A 20,323-nucleotide genomic window follows, 5' to 3' on the forward strand; every position below is an offset into this window, starting at 1 on the left:
GGGGCCCCCTAGTTCTTGCGTCGAACGGATTCGCGTTCAATCGACATCGCCTGACGGCTATGTCACCACGAAATCCACATTGGTCATCGCAAGGCCAGTGGGAAGCGTGGCGAACTGGGTCTGCCCCACGCCGAATATGCCGTCCGGATCGTAGAACAGCGCTCCATTCACCGAATTGTAGATGATCCGATCGGTGGCATCCAGGGCGAAGGCGCCGATGCGGAACGCCGCGGCCGGAAGGACGCCCGCTGCGAGGGCAGTGAAGATCGCATTCTCCAGTTGGATCGTGTCGGTCGCCGGCAGGAAGTCCGTGAGGGTGTCGACGTTGCCCGCTCCCAGAGCCGTGTCGAACCGCACCGTGTCGAAGCCGGCCCCGGTCGAGATCGTATCGTTTCCGGCGCCACCGCTAAGGAAGTCATTGCCGTCGCCGCCGAACAGGCTGTCGTTGCCGCCGAGGCCGAAGAGCCTGTCGCTGCCGGCCAGCCCGTTCAGCGTGTTGTTCAACGCATTGCCGACGATGACATTGCCGAGGGCGTTGCCGATGCCGATCGTCGCGCCGCCGGTCAGGGTGAGGTTTTCGACCTGGAGGCGATCCGGATCGCTCAGGCTCAGGTTAATGGAACTCTGAACCGTGTCGATGCCGCCGCCGACGAGTTCGGTGAGTTCGTCGCCGAAGTTATCGAACACATAGGTGTCGTTGCCGGCGCCGCCGTTCATCTTGTCGCCGCCGATCCCGCCATTGAGGAAGTCGTTGCCGTCGGCGCCGAACAAATTGTCGTTGCCGCCCAGGCCGAAGAGGCTGTCGTTGCCGGCCAGCCCGTTCAGCGTGTTGTTCAGAGCGTTGCCGACGATGACATTGTTCAGAGCGTTGCCGACGCCGATGGTCGCGCCGCCGGTCAGGGTAAGGTTCTCGACCTGGAGGCGATCCGGGTCGCTCAGGCTCAGGTTGATGGAACTCTGAACCGTGTCGATGCCGCCGCCGACGAGTTCGGTGAGTTCGTCGCCGACATTGTCGAACACATAGGTGTCGTTGCCGGCGCCGCCGTTCATCTTGTCGCCGCCGACCCCGCCGTTGAGCAGGTCGTTGCCGTCGCCGCCGAACAGGTTGTCGTTGCCGCCCAGGCCGAAGAGGCTGTCGTTGCCTGCCAGCCCGTTCAGCGTGTTGTTCAACGCATTGCCGATGATGACATTGTTGAGGGCGTTGCCGATGCCGATGATCGCGGCGCCGGTCAGGGTCAAGTTTTCGACCTGGAGGCGATCCGGGTCGCTCAGGGTCAGGTTGATGGAACTCTGAACGGTGTCGGTGCCGCCGCCGATGAGTTCGGTGAGTTCGTCGCCGACATTGTCGAAGACGTAGGTGTCGTTGCCGGCGCCGCCGTTCATCTTGTCGCCGCCGGTCCCGCCGTTGAGCAGGTCGTTGCCGTCGCCGCCGAACAGGCTGTCGTTGCCGCCCAGGCCGAACAGGCTGTCGTTGCCGGCGAGCCCGCTCAGCGTGTTGTTCAACGCATTGCCGACGATGACATTGTTGAGGGCGTTGCCGATGCCGATGATCGCGGCGCCGGTCAGCGTGAGGTTCTCCACGTCGAAGCGGCCATCGGCGTTCAGGCTGAAGCTGATGGAACTTTCAACGCGGTCGATACCCTCGTTCTTGTTCTCCGCGACCCTGTCGCCGACATTGTCGACGATATAGACGTCGTTGCCGAGTCCGCCGACCATGACGTCGGCGCCGAGCCCACCATCGAGGGTGTCTGCGCCATCCAGAGCGACGATGATGTCGTCGCCTCCAAAGCCACTAATAGTGTCGGCCAAATTGGTGCCGAAGAGAATGTTGGCGAAATTGTCGCCATTGACAATAGCCATAAAAACCTCCTTGGGCTGGCGCAGCGCATCAGCGAGGCTCGGCCAAACGGAATCGTTGCCGCGGCGGGGGTTCTGCCCACTGTCGCTGCTCTGCGTTTGAATATGGCGACCGGTTTTCGACCGGTTCTGAGGGCCACAAAGGCCACCGTCAGGGGAAATCCCGCATGAAGACGCGCGTTCCCCTCAGGCAACGCCTGAAAATCGCTTGCCCGATTGAATAGTACCACAAATAACGTATTGCGAGAAGTCTTATCGGACTATTTCGCTCCTTGATATATACAACTTGTGGTTTGCGTCGTGATGCTTGTCGCTCAAGGTTATATCATCGATGTCTTGGCGTTGATCTGGACAATCGAAAATTTAAGTTGACAGTAGTATACAGGAATATCCGGCGGCAAGCCGCTGACGAACACTGATTGCCGGTGCTCCGCCATCCGTCAGACCATAGCAAGCTGTGCCCGCCTTCCGCGCGCGGTCGCGCGTCCGCGAGGGCGCGTACGGTCACCGATCGAGCCGCATCTCGTTGCCGCCGGTCACCGGCCGGAAGCCGAAACGCGCGTAGAGGTCGTGCGCGTCGGAGGTGTTGAGCATCCAGGCCGACACCGAGCGCAGGTCCGGATGGTCGAGCAACGCCTGAACCAGAGCCTTGCCGATGCCCTTGCCGCGATGGTCCGGCCAGACGATCACGTCGGAGATGCGCGCGAACACCGCGCGGTCGCCCGACGCGCGGGCGAAACCGGCTTGCCGGCCGTCGATCAGCGCTATGGCGCAGACGGAGTTTTCGAAGGCGCGGCGGTTGATCTCGTCGGTGCGCTGGCGGCCCCAGTAGGTGGCCTTCAGCAGCTCCGAGGTCGCCTGGAAGTCGAGCCGCGCCATATCGAAGCTGATCTCAAAACCAGTCATGACGGTCCATGCGATGATTTCCGGGCGGCATCGTGATAGGTTTCCCGCCAAGCCACAACGGATGGGCATCCATGCGCAAGGACAGTTTTGAGCGCTTCTACTACGAGAAAATCGGGCTCGGCGAAGGATGCGGTTGTGCCGAGCATGTCACCCGCATCCGCGACCTCGACGCCCTTGGCGAGAGGCTGGCGTCGGGCCGCGTCAGGCCGGGCGCGCTGGCCGTTGCGATCGGCTGGCTCCGCAAGGGAGTCGGGCGGATATTCGAACGCGGGACCCAAGCGCGGCCGTGACGACAAGCGACTAGCCCCGGTCGCGGAACTTGTTGGTGATCGGATAGCGCCGGTCGCGGCCGAAATTCTTCTTGGTGATCTTGACGCCAGGTGCGGCCTGCCGGCGCTTGTATTCGGCGACATAGAGCAGGTGCTCGACGCGGGAAACCGTCTCGCGCGGATGGCCGCGCTTGACGATGTCGTCGACGCCCATCTCGTTCTCGACCAGACATTCCAGAATGTCGTCGAGCACCGGGTAGGGCGGCAGCGAATCCTGGTCGGTCTGGTTCTCGCGCAGTTCCGCCGAGGGTGCCTTGTCGATGATGTTCTGCGGGATCACCTCGCCGGACGGCCCCAGCGCGCCCGGCGGCACATGGCCGTTGCGCCAAGCCGAGAGCGCGTAGACCTGCATCTTGTAGAGGTCCTTGATCGGATTGAAGCCGCCGTTCATGTCGCCGTAGAGCGTGGCGTAACCCACCGACATTTCCGACTTGTTGCCGGTGGTCACCACCATCGAGCCGAACTTGTTGGAGATCGCCATCAAAATGGTGCCGCGCGCCCGGCTCTGCAGGTTCTCCTCGGTGATGCCTTCCTTGGTGCCCTCGAACAGTTGCGTCAGCGCATGCAAAAATCCTTCGACCGGCTCGAAGATCGGCACGATGTCGTAGCGGCAGCCGAGCATGCGGGCGCAGTCCTCGGCGTCCTTCAGCGAGTCCTTGGAGGTGTAGCGATAGGGCATCATCACGCAGCGCACGCGCTCCTCGCCCAGCGCGTCGACGGCAAGCGCCGCGCAGATCGCCGAATCGATGCCGCCCGACAGGCCGAGCACGACGTTCTTGAAACCGTTCTTGTTGACGTAGTCGCGCAGGCCCAGCATGCAGGCGCGATAGTCGGCCTCCTGCTTTTCCGGGATCTTCGACATCGGCCCGTCGATGCAGGCCCACGCTCCATGGTCCGATCCTTCCGCGGCGCGCCGCTTCCAGGTGGAGACGGCGACGAACTCCTCGAACTGGCTCATCTGGAAGGCCAGCGTATGGTCGGCATTGATGGCGAAGGAGGCGCCGTCGAAGATCAGTTCGTCCTGACCGCCCAACTGGTTGGCGTAGAGCATCGGCAGGCCGGTCTCGACTACCTGCTTGATGACGATCTGGTGGCGCACGTCGACTTTCGCCCGGTAATAGGGCGAGCCGTTGGGCACCAGCAGGATCTCCGCGCCGCTTTCGGCCAGCGTCTCGCAGACGCCGAGATCGCCCCAGATGTCCTCGCAGATTGGGATGCCGAGGCGTACGCCGCGGAAATTCACAGGCCCCGGCATGTGCGGCCCGGCCTGGAACACGCGCTTCTCGTCGAATTCGCCATAATTCGGCAGGTCGAGCTTGTAGCGCTCGGCAAGGATCTTGCCCCCGTCAGCGACGATCACCGAATTGTGGGTGCCGCTCTTGCGTTTCAGCGGCGTGCCAATGATGATTCCGGGTCCACCGTCGGCAGTGTCGGCGGCAAAATCGTTGGCCGCCTTCTCGCAGGCCGCCAGGAAGGCGGGCTTGAGTACCAGATCCTCGGGCGGATAGCCGGCGAGGAAAAGTTCCGTGTAGAGCACCAGGTCGGCGCCCTGGCGGGCGGCGTCGGCGCGCGCCTCGCGTGCTTTTGCGAGATTGCCGGCGACGTCGCCGACGATCGGGTTCAACTGGGCGACGGCGATGCGCAGGACGTCGGGTGCTGTGCTCATGCCCGCCGATGTAGCGTGGCGGCGCGCGGCGTGCAACGCGAGGCGCGCCAAACCCCTGTCTCAGCCGGGTTTTGCTCTTGGCCCAGAGGCAGGCTCGTGTGCCCGAGCAGTGGAAACCGGGCTCCGCGGCAAGGCCGCCGGCATCCGAATCTTGAAATGGCCCGGTTCTTCCTTTAACCCGCCCGCCATGACCGTGACCGTTCGTTTCGCTCCGTCCCCGACGGGCAATATCCACATTGGCAATGCGCGTACCGCGCTTTTCAACTGGCTGTTCGCGCTGAAGCACAAAGGCCGTTTCATCCAGCGCTTCGACGACACCGATGTCGCCCGCTCGAAGCAGGAATACGCCAACGCCATCCTTTACGACCTGCACTGGCTGGGCATCTATCCCGACGCCACCGACTACCAGTCGCGCCGCTTCGAGCACTACGACGCCGCGGTCGAGCGTCTGAAGACGGCTGGGCTGCTCTATCCCTGCTACGAGACCGCGGAGGAGTTGGAACTTCGCCGCAAGGTGCGACTGTCGCGAAAACTGCCGCCGGTCTACGGCCGCGAGGCGCTGGCGCTGACGTCGGCCGAAATGGCGGCGTTCGAGGCCGAGGGCCGCAAGGCGCATTGGCGCTTCCTGCTGCCAAACTATGAAGATGGCGACCCGGAAAAGACGGTGCGTACCGACGTGACCTGGACTGACGTCGTGCGTGGCGAGGAGACGGTTGACCTCGCCTCGCTGTCGGACCCGGTGCTGGTGCGCGAGGACGGCACCTATCTTTATACGTTGCCTTCGGTGGTCGACGACATCGAGATGGGCGTGACCCATGTCATCCGCGGCGACGACCACGTCACCAACACCGGCGTGCAGATCGCGCTGTTCCGGGCGCTGGGGTCCGAGCCGCCGCGGTTCGGCCACCACAATCTCCTGACCACCAGCACCGGCGACGGCCTGTCGAAACGCACCGGCGCGCTCTCCATCGGCAGCCTGCGCGCACAGGGCATCGAGCCGATGGCGGTCGCCTCGCTGGCGGTGCTGATCGGCACGTCGGAGAACACCGAAGCCGTGCCGACCATGGCGGAGCTGGCCGAGAAATTCGATCCGGCCTCCGTCTCGAAATCGGCGGCGAAATTCGACCCGGCCGATCTGACCGCGCTGAACCGCACATTGCTCCAGCACATGCCCTTCGCCGAAGCGCGCGACCGGCTGGCGGTGCTCGGCGTGACCGGCGACAATGCGGAAGCCTTCTGGCTGGCGGTGCGCGCCAATGTCGACACCGTCGCCGATGCGCTGAACTGGTGGAAGATTCTTCGCGACGGACCGGCGACGCCGGCGGAATTTTCCGACGAGGACCGAGACTTCGTCCGCGCCGCCTTCGAACTCCTGCCGGAAGAGCCGTGGGACGGAACGACCTGGAAGGTCTGGACGAAAACGGTCATGCAGGCCACCGGACGCAAGGGCAAGCCGCTGTTCCTGCCGCTGCGGCAGGCGCTTACCGGGCCTCTTCCGGGCCCGGATCTGGCGAGCCTGCTGCCGGTTCTGGGTCGGGAAGGAACTTTGGCCCGACGACCCTGACCTTTCGCCCGGCCGGATCTTCCGGCTTGGAGGATTTCGCCGTTGCCGGGCTTGCCGGCGCAGCCGCCTCCGGGTCCGGCTTCGGCTGGGCGGCTTCCGGCAGCGGGATCTTCACGATGCTCGACCGCGGAACCTCCGTCGGCGCGATCTCGAAGGGTGGTGTCTCGCCGGCCGGCGCCGTCGCGGCGACGTCCGCACCTTCCACATCCGGGCGCTGGGCCGGGACCGGCGCAACTGGCCGCCCGCCGGCGATAGCGCCGTCCTGCGCCGCGTCCTGGTCCGTCGCAGCCGGTTCGGCGGGCGGCTCCGGCGGCCAGACCCTGGGCCGGCTGGCCGGCTTCGCGCCTGCGATCACGCTAAAATCCTTCTTCGGATTGCAGCCGCATCCGGGCGGCTGCGGCACGTCGGCCTGCTGGTGCTGGAAGGCGGTCGGCAGGTCGGAATAACGCCGACCGCTCTGCGTCGACACCATCTGCGCCGGCTCGTCGACGCCGCTCGGACCGAAGAACACCTGCATCTCGGTTCCGGGGCAGGAGGTCTCGCAGTTCGTCAGGTCGCGGCTGAAGTCGCCAATGGCCGAACCGTAGGAGATCGGGAAAAAGTAGCCGTCGCAGGTGCGCACGCACATGGTCTGATAGGTTTCGCCGACGCGCGCCTGCAGCGGCGGGTATTCTTCCACGTCGCCTTCTTCCAGCATCATTTCTAGCGGCGTCTTCGGTGTTTCGTCCGGGTCGGGATCGGCCATCGCCTCGCGCGGCATTTCCGTTGGCTGCTCGTCGCGGCAGCCATTGGCCTCCAGCGCCGCCAGCAGTCTGGCGCGCGAGCGACCGCCGCCGATCCTGTCGCGTTGGCGCTGTAGTTTGTCGAGGTTGCGCACCATGCGGTCGATGGTCGCGTTCAGCGCCGCGCATTGCCGCACGGCGCGCCCGAGCAGCGCGAAGCCGCAGCCTGCGTCCTCGGCCTGGGCGCGGGCGATCGCCATCTGCTCGCGCTGTTTGGCAATGGCCGCGTCGTAGCGGCCGGCCCGCGCCGATCCGCCGCCGCCGCTGGCGAGCTCGGCCTCCAACTGCCGGCAGATGCGCGTTGCGCCTTGTGCCTCCAGGGCTGGCGTGGAAACAAGCAGGATAGCCGCCGCGACAATCGCGGCGCCGCCCAACCCGATCCCAAAACCCTTCATTCCGGCTCCCGGGCCCATGGTGTCCGCCGCACCATACAAGCTGTTGAGAAGGTTGGGCGCATCGCGGCGATTCTCGAACCTACCACCCACCGGTCCTTCGCGACAACTTCGGCTCGCCGGCGCCTCGGGCAGGCAATCCGGCTATTCGAGGAACAAACTGCTCGCCAACAGGATCGCCAGCCCGATCGAAACCGCCCACAGGCATATGATGACCGCGGCCGCGCTTCGAGCCACCGGCCGCTCTGCGGCGATTGCCGCTGCCTTCCGGTGCTCGGCCATCACTTCGGGCGGAATCATCCTGACGACTGCCACGATGCCCAGCGGCAGCAGGATGAGGTCGTCGAGATAGCCGAGGACCGGAATGAAATCCGGAATGAGATCGATCGGCGAAAGCGCATAGGCCGCGACACAAAATGCAAGAGCCTTGGCGTACCAGGGCGTGCGCGGATCGCGCGCGGCAAGATAGACCGCGAAGGCGTCGCGCCTTACCGAACGCGCCCATGACTTCAGCCTGGAAAACACGGCCGCCGAGAATAGCGGCCGCTGGGATGTTCGCCAACGGCCGGATGGACGAATGGTGATGACCCGCCTTTTGGCGAATCATCTTGCAAGCCGCCCGCCGCCGACACATTTTTCCTGCATGGCCAAGGACAGTCTCACCACGGGTTCGGGCAGGTCGGTCGAGCGCTCCGGCTCGCGCGAGATCGACGATTTCGTTCGGCTTGCCAAGACTGTCGCGGCGGCCAACGGGCCGGCGAAAGGCCGGCTGATCCTGGCGCTCGACGCCACCATGAGCCGCCAGCCGACCTGGGATCTCGCCTGCCGCCTGCAGGGCGAGATGTTCGACGCGGCCGGCAAGGCCGGCGGACTCGCCGTGCAGCTCGTTTATTTCCGCGGCTTCTCCGAGTGCCGCGCCTCTGCCTTCGTCCGCGACACCGGTGCGCTGAAGGATCTTATGACCCGCATCGATTGCCGCGCCGGCCACACACAGCTTCGGAAAATCCTCTCCCATGCGCTGAAGGAGACTGCCCATCAGAAGGTCGACGCGCTGGTCTTCATCGGCGACGCTTTCGAGGAGGAGATCGACCGGCTGGCGGAACTCGCCGGAAAACTCGGGTTGCGCGGCGTGCCGGTCTTCGTTTTCCAGGAAGGCAATGACGCCGCCGCCGAAGCGGCGTTCCGCGAGATCGCCCGCCTGACCAAGGGCGCCTGGTTCCGCTTCGACCGGAGTGCTGCGGCCAAGCTTGCGAAGCTGCTGGCTTCGGTGGCAGTCTTCGCCGCTGGAGGGCTCAAGGCGCTGGAAGCGCGCAACCTGCCGGAGGACAGATTGCTGATCGAACATTTGCGGAGCGGCGGCGGCAGATGAGCTACGCGATCGGCGGCCTCGTCGTTCTGCTGGCCATATTCCTGGTCGCCACCGCCTTCATCAGGGCCAACCCCGTCAAGCTTGCCAGGACGCTGCGGACGGCCGGACCGCTGGTGCTCGGCCTGTCCGGCCTTTTGCTGCTGCTGGCCGGCAGGGCAGGGGTGGGAGGGCTGCTGTTTTCGCTGGCGCTCGCCTGGTATGGCGCCTCGCGTCTCGGGACGCCGGCAAGACCCAGGACGGCAGGAAAACGCTCCAGCGTGCGTACCGCGGCGCTGGAGATGGAACTCGACCACGATACAGGCAAACTGGAAGGAATGGTGCTGGCCGGGCGTCACGAGCAGCGCATGCTCGGCACCATGTCGCTCAGGGAGCTTCGCGAGCTATACGAGGACCTGAAGGGCGACCCGGAGAGCCGCCAGCTACTTGAGACGTATCTTGACGGCAGGTTTCCCGCCTGGCGCGAACACGCGAAGGCGCAGGCTGGCGACGGGCAGCGAGTTGCGCCAGGTGCGGGCGCCATGACTAAGCAGGAGGCCTACGAGATCCTTGGTCTTGAAGCGGGGGCCTCCCCGGCGGATATCCGCAAGGCGCATCGCCGCCTGATGCAGCGCCTGCACCCCGACCTCGGGGGGACGTCGTTCCTCGCGGCGAGGATCAACGAAGCCAAGGATGTCCTTCTCGCCAATCACCACTAACTCTCCCGATACTCGATACAGATTCGGAACAAGTACGAACGTCTTGCTTTCGGTTTGCCGCCCGGTTTCAGGCCAGCCTCGGCCCGAATCCGGCTAGTTCTGGACCGCGTAGCAGCCCATGTCCTTCTTCTTCAACTGGCTGCAGGCCTTCCACGCCGCCGCCTTGGTGTCGAAGCCGGCGAAGCGGGCGCGGTGATAGGTTACGCCGTCCTTGTCGTAGGGCACGGTGTAGCTCGACGCGGCGGCCAGCACCTGTGGCGCCTTGCGCGCCGCGGCCTCCAGCGCCTTGGCGGCTTCCGCCTTGCTCGGGGACGAAGCCACCTGGATCACCCAGCCAGAGGGCTCGACCGAGGCGGTCTTGAGCGTATCGACGTCGACGGAGGGACGCGGCGTCGCATAGGCCTCCTCGACGACTGCGGTCGCGGTGGTCTCGGCCGCGGCGATCTTTGCCGCCGCCTTGGTGGCGGGGCGCCCTTCCTCGGTGCGTTCGACGAAGGCGGCGACTTCCGCGTCCTGATCGTCGTCGGGCCGGGCCTGCGGCGTCGGCGCCTTCTTCTTCGACAGGATAGCCTTGGCGACGTCCATGATCGTGCTGTTGTTGGCGTTGGCCACCAGCGGGCCGCCCTTGCGGCTGCTGGCCTTGGGCAGGTATTCCTCGATCAGTCCGGCCATCTGCCGGTCGCGGCTGGCCGCGCTCTGGCCGCCCATGACCACGGCGACGATGCGGCGGTTGCCGTCCGACACCGACGAGACAAGGTTGAAGCCGGAGGCGCGCGTGTAGCCGGTCTTGATGCCGTCGACCCCCTTGATCTTGCCGAGCAGCCGGTTGTGGTTGGCGATGCGCTGTTTGCCGTAGGTGAAGGAACGCACCGAGAAATAGGAATAATATTGCGGGAAGTGCTCGCGCAGCGCCATGCCCAGCGTCGCCATGTCGCGCGCGGTGGTGAACTGCGCGGTGTTGGGCAGGCCGTGCGGGTTGCGGAACACGGTGCCTTCCATACCGAGCGCCCGGGCCTTCGACGTCATCATGCGGGCGAAGCCGGCTTCCGAACCGCCAAGCAACTCGGCCAGCGCCTCGGCGGAGTCGTTGGCCGAGCGGGTGATCAGCGAATAGATCGCGGTCTCGACCGAAATGGATTTGCCGGCCTTGACGCCGAGCTTGGTCGGCGGCTGCGCCGCCGCCTGGGAGGAGAAGCGGACCGGGGTCGACTTCTTGATCCGGCCCTGCTTCATCGCTTCGAAGGTGAGATAAAGCGTCATCATCTTGGTGAGCGATGCCGGGTATCGCCGCGAATTGGAGTTGGCTGAGAACAGCGTCTTGCCGGTGTTGGCGTCCACCACGATCGCCGCATAGCGCGAGTCAGCCGCCGTTGCGGCGGTCGGCGCCAGGCTCATGACCGCGGCGATCAGGCCGGCAGCTATGGTCTTGAGGGAGAATGCCTTGAAGAAACGCGCTGCGGTCGCCTGACGCACTGTTAACACCCTTTGAGATTGTTGTTGCACCCGGAGAGGCGGCAAAGGTCCCTGCCTCGATCCCGCATAGTAGGCTGGGCGCGTTACCAATCCGTTTATGGTAACCAGAACGTTCAGGAATTCCGGCGCGATTTAGCCTCTGTTAAATCGAACTTTAGCCTTCGCCAGGCTCCTCAAAACCTTGCGCGGCCAGGCCTCCCTTGACGCCTTGTGCAATGCACAATAGCCTGTGGGCGGTGCATATAACGCCCCGCCCACCCCCACGAGGAGTGTTCATGACCCCGATGTTTGAAGATGCCGGCGCGTTCGGCAAGGAGTTCGTCGACAACGGCCTGAAGAGCTTTGCCTCGGTCTCCAAGGCAGCCCAGGCGATCGTCGCCGAGGCAACCGACTACACCAAAAAGTCCTACGAGACCGGCGCAGCGACCTTCGAGAAGCTGTTTTCGGCCAAGTCGCTGGAAAACGCCGTCGAGATCCAGGCAGACTACGCCAGGAAGGCCTATGAGGGTTTCGTCGCCGAATCGAGCAAGCTTTCCGGACTCTACGCGGACATGGCGAAGGAGGCCTACAAGCCGTTCGAATCGCTCGTCGTGAAGGCGAAGTGACGCCTCCGGCATCGGTCGATTTCTCCGATCGCCGGTTCGCCGGCAGACCCGGCTGCCCCCCGCAGCCGGGTTTTTTGTTGCCCGCCAACCCATCAATCGTCGGGGAGATGGCGGCGAGGCGACGCAACCATATTGTCTCCCCAATAGAAGGGCTTAAAATCAGAACACAGCGACCTACATGTGACGGGCGGGCGAAACGGTCCGCGGAAGGAAAGGATCTGTGAGACAAGGCGGGGAAGCCACGGCGCGGCGAGTGGCGAGAATGCAAAACGGCGACCGTGGCGGGCAGGGCCCCGGACGCGGCACGGCCGTGATCACGCGCACCAAACCGAAGACCAAGAAGCCCAGCCTCTATCGCGTCCTGATCCTGAACGACGACTACACGCCGATGGAGTTCGTGATCCACATTCTGGAGCGGTTTTTCCAGAAGGATCGCGAAAGCGCCACACGCATCATGCTTCATGTCCACAATCACGGGGTGGGCGAATGCGGCGTCTATACATTCGAAGTGGCCGAGACCAAGGTGGCCCAGGTCATGGATTTCGCCCGTCAGAATCAGCATCCGCTGCAATGCGTGATGGAAAAGAAGTGAGAGGTCTCTAAATGCCGGCTTTCTCCCCGGGGCTTGAAAAGGCCCTTCATCAGGCCCTCACCTTCGCCAATGAGCGCCACCACGAATACGCCACGCTCGAGCACCTGCTGCTGGCGCTGATCGACGACGCGGAGGCGGGCGCGGTCATGCGCGCCTGCAACGTCGATCTCGACGAGTTGCGCCGCACGGTGCTCAACTACATCGACACCGAACTCGACAATCTCGTCACCGGCTACGACGAGGATTCCAAGCCGACCGCCGGCTTCCAGCGCGTCATCCAGCGCGCCGTCATCCATGTGCAGTCGTCCGGGCGCGACGAGGTTTCGGGCGCCAACGTGCTCGTCGCCATCTTCGCCGAGCGCGAAAGCCACGCCGCCTATTTCCTGCAGGAACAGCAGATGACCCGCTACGACGCGGTCAACTACATCTCGCACGGCATCGCCAAGCGTCCGGGATCGAGCGAGAGCCGCACGCCGCGCGGCGCCGAGGAAGAGCAGAACGGCGCGCAGGGCAGCGGCGAGGCCGAGGAGTCCGGCAACGGCAAGAAGAAGCAGCAGGATGCGTTGACCGCCTATTGCGTGGACCTCAACAAGAAGGCCAAGGCCGGCAAGATCGATCCGCTGATCGGCCGCGAATCCGAGATCAACCGCACCATCCAGATCCTCTGCCGCCGTTCCAAGAACAACCCGCTCTATGTGGGCGATCCCGGCGTCGGCAAGACGGCCATCGCCGAGGGCCTCGCCAAGCGCATCGTCGAGGGCGACGTGCCGAAGGTGCTGGCGGGCGCCACCATCTTCGCGCTCGACATGGGTACGCTGCTCGCCGGAACCCGCTATCGCGGCGATTTCGAGGAGCGCCTGAAGCAGGTCGTCAAGGAACTGGAAGAATTCCCGGGCGCCATCCTGTTCATCGACGAGATTCATACCGTCATCGGCGCTGGCGCAACCTCCGGCGGCGCGATGGATGCATCCAACCTGTTGAAGCCGGCGTTGTCGTCGGGCGCGATCCGCTGCATCGGCTCCACCACCTACAAGGAATTCCGCCAGTTCTTCGAGAAGGACCGCGCGCTGGTGCGGCGCTTCCAGAAGATCGACGTGAAGGAGCCGACGATCGAGGACACGATCGCCATCATGAAGGGGCTGAAACCCTATTATGAGGATTTCCACCAGGTGAAGTTCACCAACGAAGCCATCAAGGCGGCGGTGGAGCTTTCGGCTCGTTACATCAACGACCGGAAACTGCCGGACAAGGCGATCGACGTGATCGACGAGACCGGCGCCTCGCAGATGCTGCTGCCTGAGGCGAAGCGCAAGAAGACGATCACCATCAAGGAGATCGAGGCGACCGTCGCCACCATGGCGCGCATCCCGCCGAAGACCGTGTCGGCCGACGACGAGCAGGTTCTGGCGAACCTCGATGCCGAACTGCGCCGCGTCGTCTACGGCCAGGATACCGCCATCTCGGCGCTGTCCTCGGCGATCAAGCTGGCGCGGGCAGGGCTGCGCGAGCCGGAGAAGCCGATCGGCTGCTACCTGTTCTCCGGCCCGACCGGCGTCGGCAAGACCGAGGTGGCGAAGCAGCTTGCTTCGTCGCTCGGCGTCGAGCTGCTGCGTTTCGACATGTCGGAATATATGGAGCGCCACACTGTCAGCCGCCTGATCGGCGCGCCTCCCGGCTATGTCGGCTTCGACCAGGGCGGCCTGTTGACAGACGGCGTCGACCAGCATCCGCATTGCGTGCTGCTGCTCGACGAGGTCGAGAAGGCCCATCCCGACCTGTTCAACATCCTGTTGCAGGTCATGGACCACGGCAAGCTGACCGACCACAACGGCAAGTCGATCGACTTCCGCAACGTCATCCTGATCATGACCACCAATGCGGGCGCGTCGGACGCGCAGCGCGCGGCGATCGGCTTCGGCTCGACCAAGCGCGAGGGCGACGATTTGGAGGCGATCAACCGGCTGTTCACGCCGGAGTTCCGCAACCGCCTCGACGCGATCATCCCGTTCGGCTCGCTGCCGGTGCCGGTCATCCACCAGGTCGTGCAGAAGTTCGTGATGCAGCTGGAGGCCCAGCTTTCCGACCGCGGCGTCACCTTCGACCTCGCGCCAGAGGCGATCGCCTGGCTGGCCGACAAGGGTTATGACGAGCGCATGGGCGCCCGGCCGCTCGCCCGCGTCATCCAGGAGCACATCAAGAAGCCACTGGCCGACGAGGTGCTGTTCGGCAAGCTGAAGAAGGGCGGCACGGTGCGCGTCACCGTAGAGACCCGGGACAACGGCGAGAAGGGCCTGAAGCTCGACGCGCTGGCCGACGAGATCCCGGTCAAGCCGAAGAAGGAAGAGGAGCCGCGCAGCAAGCCGGTCCGCAAGACAGCGGCGAAGAAAGCCACCGCCAAGAAGGCCGTCGCCCAGAAGCCCAAGCAACTGCCGCCCGCCAAGGACGGCGGTGCCAAGCGCAGTCTCGTGCCGCAACTGCCCAGGAAGGGCTGAGCCTGGCGACCCGTGTTCGACAAGGAGGGGCGGTCAGAAACGACAGCTCTTTTTGTTGTCTCGTCAATTCAGCGGTGGAGCGTGCGGATGGCATCGACGACCACACGCGGATCGTGCATCCCCTTGTAAACCGGCGGCACCTCGAGATCGAGATTGAGCAGTTCGTAGACGGCCGACTGCGCGCCGCGGATGGAATATTCCACGGTGAAGACGACATCGTCGGGCTGTTCCGCGAACTGGCCGATGAAGGCCAGGTTCGTCGAGCGATCGGGCACGATCCTTGGCCGGTCCTTGCCGGTTCGCACCATGAACTGGCTGGTGATGTAGGGCATCATGCAAGGGATGGCGACCGATGTATCGAGGATCGTCTTCTTGTCGGCCTCGCTGAAATGCAGGTGACCGAGGAGTTCCTCCAGCATCTCCCTGCCGGTGCATTCGGCCATCGTCTTCTTCACATAGTCGCCGGGACGGTCGTGAAAGAGCGCGTAGAACCACCACACCGCGACGTCGTCGGGCTGGTTCACGAAGAACGGCTGGTAAAAGACCGAAGCGGTGAGCAGCCAGTTCGAATCCTTGAAGGTAATGAGGCCGCCGGTGCCCGGCTTACGCCCTGTGAAGTGCTCAATGAGTTGCAGGAACAGCGGGTTTTTGCATGTGACCGAGCAGGATATCCACGACGATTCGCCGATATTGTCGTTGAACACCAGAGGATTGCCGAATTCAGGCCTGCCCTGGGCGAGCTTTTCCCATAGCTGCCAGGCGCCGGCTTTCTTGTCGCGCTCCAGCACGGCCGGCTTGTCGGTCGCGCCGAAATGCTTGTCGGCGGTCATCGAGCCATTGGTCACGAAGACGCGGTCGGCCTCCTCGATTTCGATGCGCTTGGCCTTGTCGCTGTCCCTGGACTGGCAGTGCAGCCCGGTAACCGTGATCAGTTGTCCCGATGCGAAGTCGAGATCGGTGACCCTCGTGTGGAAGCGGAACTCGACGTCGTGCGACCGCAGCCATTGCACCAGCGGCACGGCGATGGCGTCGTACTGGTTGTACTTGGTGCGATAGATGCCTTCCTGGGTATCGATTGTCGAAAAGTGGTGAACGAAGCGCAGGAGATAGCGCTTGAACTCGATGGCGCTGTGCCATCTTTCGAAGGCGAACAGCGTGCACCACTCATACCAGAAATTGGTCTGGAAGAAGTGATTGTCGAAACAGTCGCTGATGCGCTTGCCATCCAGCCTGTCTTCCGGGGTGCTCATGATCCTGATCAGATCGAGACGGTCGCGCTCGTCGAACCCCATCGTGTGGAAGTCGGGAATTTTCCCGTCGCGATCGACCAGGCGCGTATGGTTGAACCAGTGCGCGTCCTTGTCCGCGAGTTCGGTCTCCTTCTTGATGGAGATATTCGGATTGCTGACCGAAGGGATCGTGTCCAGCAATGCGAAGGTGCAGACATAGTGCGCCTCGAACATCCGGCTGCCGCTCATGAAATAGCCTTTCTTCGCGTCGCCGTGAGCGTCGAAGGCGCCGCCAAAGTCGTGAGATTCTTCCAGTATTACAATATCTTTTCCCGATACCTTTGCGTCCCGGATCAAAAACGCCGCGCCGGCAAGCGCTGCAATGCCACTACCGACAAAATAATATCTGCTCATGGCCTGTCCTCCATCGATGGCATTGCCTCCTGACGGGCAACGGCCACAACTTATCAATGTTTCCGGGGAAGAGAATGACACATGGCGTCCGATCTTCGGGCGGACGGAAGGCGCGAAGCAATGCGACCGGGGCGACCGCTCCGGGACCTTGCAGCCTTATGCCACGCCGATCGGCGGCAGCCGGCGTTCCACCGGCGATGACTGGATGATCGACGTGTTGGTCATCGCGTGGGGAATGATCCCGTCGATGATCTCTTCCAGATGCTCGACGGACCGCACATGCGCCTTGGCGATGAAACAGTCGTCGCCGGTGATGCGGTCGCATTCGACGATCTCCGGCAGTCCGCGCAGGATCTCGGCGACACGCTTCAACTCGCCCGGCAGCGGCCTGATGCGCAGCCAGGCGGCCAGCGGCAGGCCAAGCGCCGCGGGATCGATCGTCGCCGCGTAGCCTTTGATCACGCCGCTTTCCTCCAACCGCTTCAGCCGCTCCGAAACGCTCGGCGCCGAAAGCCCGACCAGCCGCGCCAGTTCGGCGACGCTGGTACGCGCATCCTCCGCCAGCGCCCTCAGCAGGCGCGCATCCACCGCGTCCAGAGGACCGTCTTCATATCGAAGGCGTTTCATGACCAATGCCTTTGGAAATGGAAGCTATTCAGAGGATACGCCTTTTGTCGTTCCTATGAAAGTGCTGCTCCACCTTGCGAAACTGTTCCAAGCACCCCCCACTCCGGCCCTTCGGGCCACCTCTCCCCCCAAGAGGGTAGAGGAAGGGCGCCGCCGCGATGCCGGCGCCTCTCCAGCTTGGTTTCCTTTACCCCTCTTGGGGGGAGAGGTGGCCCGAAGGGCCGGAGTGGGGGTGCTTACGCCGATATCACATCCCCGCAGGAGCCCCGCATGTCCGCCCTCGACCGCGCCGCCGAAAAGATCCCGCCGCAGGCCTGGTTCGGGGTCAGCGCCGTGTTCCATTATCTTGGCCCGTCCTTCGCCGTGCTGCTGTTTCCCGCAGTCGGCGTCTACGGCGTCGCCTGGATGCGCATCGCGTCCGCCGCCCTGATCTTCGCGCCGTTCACGCGCCCCCTGCGCACGATCCGGCTGGCGGACCGGCGCACGCGGTGGCTGCTCATCGCGCTCGGCCTGACGCTGGCTGCGATGAATTTTTCCTTCTATCTGGCGCTCGAGCGCCTGCCGATGAGCCTGGTCGCGGCGATGGAATTCGTCAGCACCATTCTTATAGCCTTCTACGGCTTGCGCACGCGGCGCAATCTGGTGGCGCTGTCGCTCACCGCCGCCGGCGTGGCTGTTCTGATCGACATAAAATGGTCGTCCGATTTCCTCGGCCTCGGCTTCTCCGCCCTCAACGCGGCGCTGTTCGGCCTCTACATCGTGCTCGGCCACCGTATCGCCGAACGCGGCGCGGGGCAGGGCGTCGAGACGCTGGGTGCGGCGATGGCAGTGGCGCTGGTCGTCGCCTTTCCGTTCGGCTTCATGCAGGCGCTGAAGGCGTTTTCGGCGCCGCAACTGATCCTCGCCGGCGTCGGCGTCGGCCTCTGCTCCTCGGTGATCCCCTACATCTCCGACCAACTCGCAATGTCGCGGCTGCCGCGCGCCACATTCGCGTTGATGCTGGCGCTGCTGCCTGCCACCGCGACGGCCATCGCCGCTATCGTGCTGGCGCAGATTCCGTCCGCGCGCGACCTTGCCGGCATCGCGCTGGTGATGGTCGGCGTGGCGCTGCACCGGCAGGTGCGCCCGGATGACGAATCCGGGAAGGCTTGAAATACCCGCGTTCCATGGCGCGGCGGAGCGCCGGGCCGCGCCGGCCGAGACAGGTCACCCGGGCGCCAAATGCGGATAATTTCGCGCCGACTAAGACACTAAAGGCCGGCGTTGCGGCCCGCCTTCACGTGGCAAGCCCCTTGGGCTGACTCCGACAAAATCCCATGCTAAGCGGCGGCCTCATGTCAGGCGCCGAGTCCTTCCCCCCACCATCGCCGCAAGACGGCCGCCGCTGGTATCTTCGCGGCGCGGCGGCGGCGTTTTCGGTGCCTGGCTGGATTCTCGCAACCGCCTATGTGGGCTTTGCCGGCCTGGCCAAGGAATCCGGATTCTCGCTGGGCGAAACCATGTTCATGACGGCGGCCGCATGGGCGCTGCCGGCCAATGTGGTGCTGATCGGCGCCATCCTGTCCGGCGCGTCGCTGTTCTGGGCAGCCTTCGCGGTGGCGCTGTCGTCCTTCCGCATGATGCCGATGGTGGTGGCGCTGATGCCGGAACTCAGGGCCGCGCGCACCGGAAGGCTCACGCTTTACATCCTGTCGCATTTCGTCGCCGTCACCTCCTGGGTGCTGGCCATGGAGCGCGTCCGCAAGGTGCCGCGCGAGGCGCGCACCGCCTGGTTCGCCGGCCTCGGATCGACGCTGCTCGTCACCAACACGCTGCTGGTCGGCGTCGTCTACCTGTTGGTTGGTGGCCTGCCGGGACCGGTCACGGCGGCATTGCTCTTCCTGACGCCGATCTATTTCCTCACTTCGCTCTGGGGCTCCGCGCGCGAAAAGGCCGGCCATGTCGCTATGCTTGCTGGCTTGGTGCTCGGGCCCGTCTTCCACACGGTCTGGCCGGGCTTCGACCTGCTCGCCGCCGGGCTGGTCGGTGGCATCATTGCCTTCGCGTTCCATCTTCTGACGGCGAGGCGCGCCGCCCCATGACGTTCGAAGCGATCGACGCGGCATGGTGGCCCTATCTGTTCATCCTGATCGGCGGGGGCCTGGCGACCGACGTCTGGCGTTTCCTCGGCGTGCATTTCGGCGGCCGCATCCCGGAAGAATCGGAAGCGCTGGTATTCGTGCGCGCCGTCGCCACCGCGCTTGTCGCCGCCGTCATCGGCAACCTCATCGTGTTTCCCAGCGGCTCGCTGGCCGAGACGGCGCCGGCGCTGCGCATCGGCGCCGCGGCCGCCGGCTTTGCCGCCTATCTGCTTTCGGGAAAACGCATGCTCGTCGGCATCGTCGCCGGCGAGGCCGTGCTCATCGCGGGGATGGCGGTAGGGTGGTAGCTGCGCCGCTTACCCTCCCCCTTGAGGGGAGGGTCGGCGAGCCAACGCAACGAAGTGGAGTTGAGTGAGCCGGGGTGGGGTCGCTTCAGGATGGAGCGCTTCATCACCGACCCCACCCCGCGTCAAAATCCTCGCGTTCCGCTCGGATTTCTCCGCGACCCTCCCTTAGGGGAGGATCACCCCAGCGCCTTTCGAATCTTCTCCGCATTGGCCGCCAGCACTTCCGGCTTCTCCATCTGGCCGGTATGTGGCTTCAGCGCCACGCCGTCGAAGCGCGGAAGAATGTGGACATGCAGGTGGAACACGACTTGCCCGCCGGCCGGTTCGTTGAACTGCTGCACCGTCACACCATCGGCGGAAAACGCCTTGACCACGGCGCGCGCCAATTTTTGCGTTGTCGCAGCAACAGCAGCGAGACTGTCGGGCGCCACGTCCAGGATATTGCGCGAGGGTTTTTTGGGGATCACCAGGCAATGGCCGTCGCCCCTCGGCATGATGTCCATGAAAGCGAAAGTCGCCTCGTCCTCATAAAGCTTGTGCGACGGAATCTCGCCGCGGAGGATCTTGGCAAAGACGTTGTCGGGGTCGTAGGCGGTGGACATTGGCGAACCTCCGGGCAATGAGAGCGTCTCATTCCGCAATAGCGAATCGGGCTTCCGCCCGCCAGTCGGCAAGGCGGCTCCGCGTGAAGCTTTTGGACGTTCCCGCCAAGTTCACCGGCCTCCACGTCAACCACATCGGGCCAAAAATCGGTCCCGAATCAAGCGATTCGCGCCGGTTATGCCACACTACACGACAGTGATTAGGCGAGAGGCCGAGAATCAGTTGGAATGAAGGATTCGTCTCGCCAAAGAAGGATCCTTCGATGTCGCTGTCTCCCGACGCTCTCGCCTTGACGTTATC

20 protein-coding genes are annotated in these 20,323 nt (G+C 64.3%); 10 read left to right on the forward strand and 10 right to left on the reverse strand.

The genetic code is table 11. The features are described 5' to 3' along the window. Window positions 1-57 precede the first annotated feature (57 nt). Both RB623_RS27140 and RB623_RS27145 read right to left on the reverse strand, forming a co-directional pair. Complete coding sequence (locus RB623_RS27140; protein WP_308060246.1) at window positions 58-1,860, reverse strand: calcium-binding protein; 1,803 nt, start codon at window positions 1,858-1,860, stop codon at window positions 58-60. 501 nt (window positions 1,861-2,361) lie between these two features. Next, on the reverse strand, window positions 2,362-2,763 hold the full coding sequence (locus tag RB623_RS27145; protein WP_308060247.1) for a GNAT family N-acetyltransferase: 402 nt from the start codon (window positions 2,761-2,763) through the stop codon (window positions 2,362-2,364). Window positions 2,764-2,834: 71 nt separating this feature from the next. Between RB623_RS27145 and RB623_RS27150 the strand changes: the two genes are divergently transcribed. Next, window positions 2,835-3,053 (forward strand): hypothetical protein, encoded by a 219-nt coding sequence (locus tag RB623_RS27150; protein ID WP_308060248.1) that lies wholly within the window; start codon window positions 2,835-2,837, stop codon window positions 3,051-3,053. 10 nt (window positions 3,054-3,063) lie between these two features. Here RB623_RS27150 and RB623_RS27155 read toward each other — a convergent pair whose 3' ends face one another. Further along, window positions 3,064-4,758 carry an NAD+ synthase gene (locus tag RB623_RS27155; protein WP_308060249.1) on the reverse strand — a complete coding sequence of 565 codons (1,695 nt, stop codon included), beginning with the start codon at window positions 4,756-4,758 and terminating at the stop codon, window positions 3,064-3,066. A gap of 187 nt (window positions 4,759-4,945) precedes the next feature. Here RB623_RS27155 and gltX point away from each other — a divergent pair, with 187 nt between their 5' ends. Continuing rightward, window positions 4,946-6,322: a glutamate--tRNA ligase gene (gltX, locus tag RB623_RS27160; RefSeq protein ID WP_308060250.1), complete on the forward strand. Its 1,377-nt coding sequence runs from the start codon at window positions 4,946-4,948 to the stop codon at window positions 6,320-6,322. Here the strand turns inward: gltX and RB623_RS27165 are convergent. Continuing rightward, complete coding sequence (locus RB623_RS27165) at window positions 6,240-7,499, reverse strand: DUF2865 domain-containing protein (RefSeq protein ID WP_308060251.1); 1,260 nt, start codon at window positions 7,497-7,499, stop codon at window positions 6,240-6,242. The genes gltX and RB623_RS27165 overlap by 83 nt on opposite strands. Before the next feature lie 141 nt (window positions 7,500-7,640). Then, complete coding sequence (locus tag RB623_RS27170; protein WP_308060252.1) at window positions 7,641-8,021, reverse strand: YkvA family protein; 381 nt, start codon at window positions 8,019-8,021, stop codon at window positions 7,641-7,643. Window positions 8,022-8,139: 118 nt separating this feature from the next. Here RB623_RS27170 and RB623_RS27175 point away from each other — a divergent pair, with 118 nt between their 5' ends. Both RB623_RS27175 and RB623_RS27180 read left to right on the forward strand, forming a co-directional pair. Then, window positions 8,140-8,865, forward strand: coding sequence for a VWA domain-containing protein (locus RB623_RS27175; protein ID WP_308060266.1), 726 nt, complete (start codon window positions 8,140-8,142; stop codon window positions 8,863-8,865). Beyond that, window positions 8,862-9,560 (forward strand): DnaJ domain-containing protein, encoded by a 699-nt coding sequence (locus tag RB623_RS27180; RefSeq protein ID WP_308060253.1) that lies wholly within the window; start codon window positions 8,862-8,864, stop codon window positions 9,558-9,560. The genes RB623_RS27175 and RB623_RS27180 overlap by 4 nt, the downstream gene beginning before the upstream one ends. Window positions 9,561-9,653: 93 nt before the next feature. Here RB623_RS27180 and RB623_RS27185 read toward each other — a convergent pair whose 3' ends face one another. Beyond that, on the reverse strand, window positions 9,654-11,033 hold the full coding sequence (locus tag RB623_RS27185) for a D-alanyl-D-alanine carboxypeptidase (protein WP_308060254.1): 1,380 nt from the start codon (window positions 11,031-11,033) through the stop codon (window positions 9,654-9,656). Between the two features lie 275 nt (window positions 11,034-11,308). On the opposite strand from RB623_RS27185, the gene RB623_RS27190 reads away from it, so the two are divergent. The 3 genes from RB623_RS27190 to clpA all read left to right on the forward strand — a co-directional run bounded on the left by RB623_RS27190 (window position 11,309) and on the right by clpA (window position 14,722). Then, window positions 11,309-11,638, forward strand: coding sequence for a phasin family protein (locus tag RB623_RS27190; protein ID WP_308060255.1), 330 nt, complete (start codon window positions 11,309-11,311; stop codon window positions 11,636-11,638). 262 nt (window positions 11,639-11,900) lie between these two features. Beyond that, window positions 11,901-12,230, forward strand: a complete 330-nt coding sequence (gene clpS / locus RB623_RS27195) for an ATP-dependent Clp protease adapter ClpS (protein ID WP_308060256.1) — start codon at window positions 11,901-11,903, stop codon at window positions 12,228-12,230. 11 nt (window positions 12,231-12,241) lie between these two features. Beyond that, window positions 12,242-14,722 (forward strand): ATP-dependent Clp protease ATP-binding subunit ClpA, encoded by a 2,481-nt coding sequence (gene clpA / locus RB623_RS27200; protein ID WP_308060257.1) that lies wholly within the window; start codon window positions 12,242-12,244, stop codon window positions 14,720-14,722. 68 nt (window positions 14,723-14,790) lie between these two features. On the opposite strand, the gene RB623_RS27205 is transcribed toward clpA, so the two are convergent. Then, complete coding sequence (locus RB623_RS27205) at window positions 14,791-16,365, reverse strand: oleate hydratase (protein ID WP_308060258.1); 1,575 nt, start codon at window positions 16,363-16,365, stop codon at window positions 14,791-14,793. 156 nt (window positions 16,366-16,521) lie between these two features. Next, window positions 16,522-16,992 carry an Lrp/AsnC family transcriptional regulator gene (locus tag RB623_RS27210; protein ID WP_308060259.1) on the reverse strand — a complete coding sequence of 157 codons (471 nt, stop codon included), beginning with the start codon at window positions 16,990-16,992 and terminating at the stop codon, window positions 16,522-16,524. Window positions 16,993-17,262: 270 nt separating this feature from the next. Between RB623_RS27210 and RB623_RS27215 the strand changes: the two genes are divergently transcribed. From RB623_RS27215 to RB623_RS27225, 3 genes are all read left to right on the forward strand, one after another. Next, window positions 17,263-18,144, forward strand: coding sequence for an EamA family transporter (locus RB623_RS27215; protein ID WP_308060260.1), 882 nt, complete (start codon window positions 17,263-17,265; stop codon window positions 18,142-18,144). A 182-nt stretch (window positions 18,145-18,326) separates the two neighbouring features. Further along, the gene (locus tag RB623_RS27220; protein WP_308060261.1) at window positions 18,327-19,073 is read left to right on the forward strand and encodes an AzlC family ABC transporter permease; all 747 of its coding nucleotides are present in this window, start codon (window positions 18,327-18,329) and stop codon (window positions 19,071-19,073) included. Then, a complete protein-coding gene (locus RB623_RS27225; protein WP_308060262.1) occupies window positions 19,070-19,420 on the forward strand; it encodes an AzlD domain-containing protein in 351 nt (116 codons plus the stop codon). The genes RB623_RS27220 and RB623_RS27225 overlap by 4 nt, the downstream gene beginning before the upstream one ends. Window positions 19,421-19,596: 176 nt before the next feature. Here the strand turns inward: RB623_RS27225 and RB623_RS27230 are convergent, their stop codons facing one another. Continuing rightward, a complete protein-coding gene (locus RB623_RS27230) occupies window positions 19,597-20,022 on the reverse strand; it encodes an HIT family protein (protein WP_308060263.1) in 426 nt (141 codons plus the stop codon). Window positions 20,023-20,050: 28 nt separating this feature from the next. Further along, window positions 20,051-20,323, reverse strand: a 273-nt coding sequence (locus tag RB623_RS27235; RefSeq protein WP_308060264.1) for a hypothetical protein, incomplete at its 5' end; no start/stop codon positions are given.

This window comes from Mesorhizobium sp. LHD-90 (assembly GCF_030929505.1).
GTDB lineage: Bacteria > Pseudomonadota > Alphaproteobacteria > Rhizobiales > Rhizobiaceae > Kumtagia.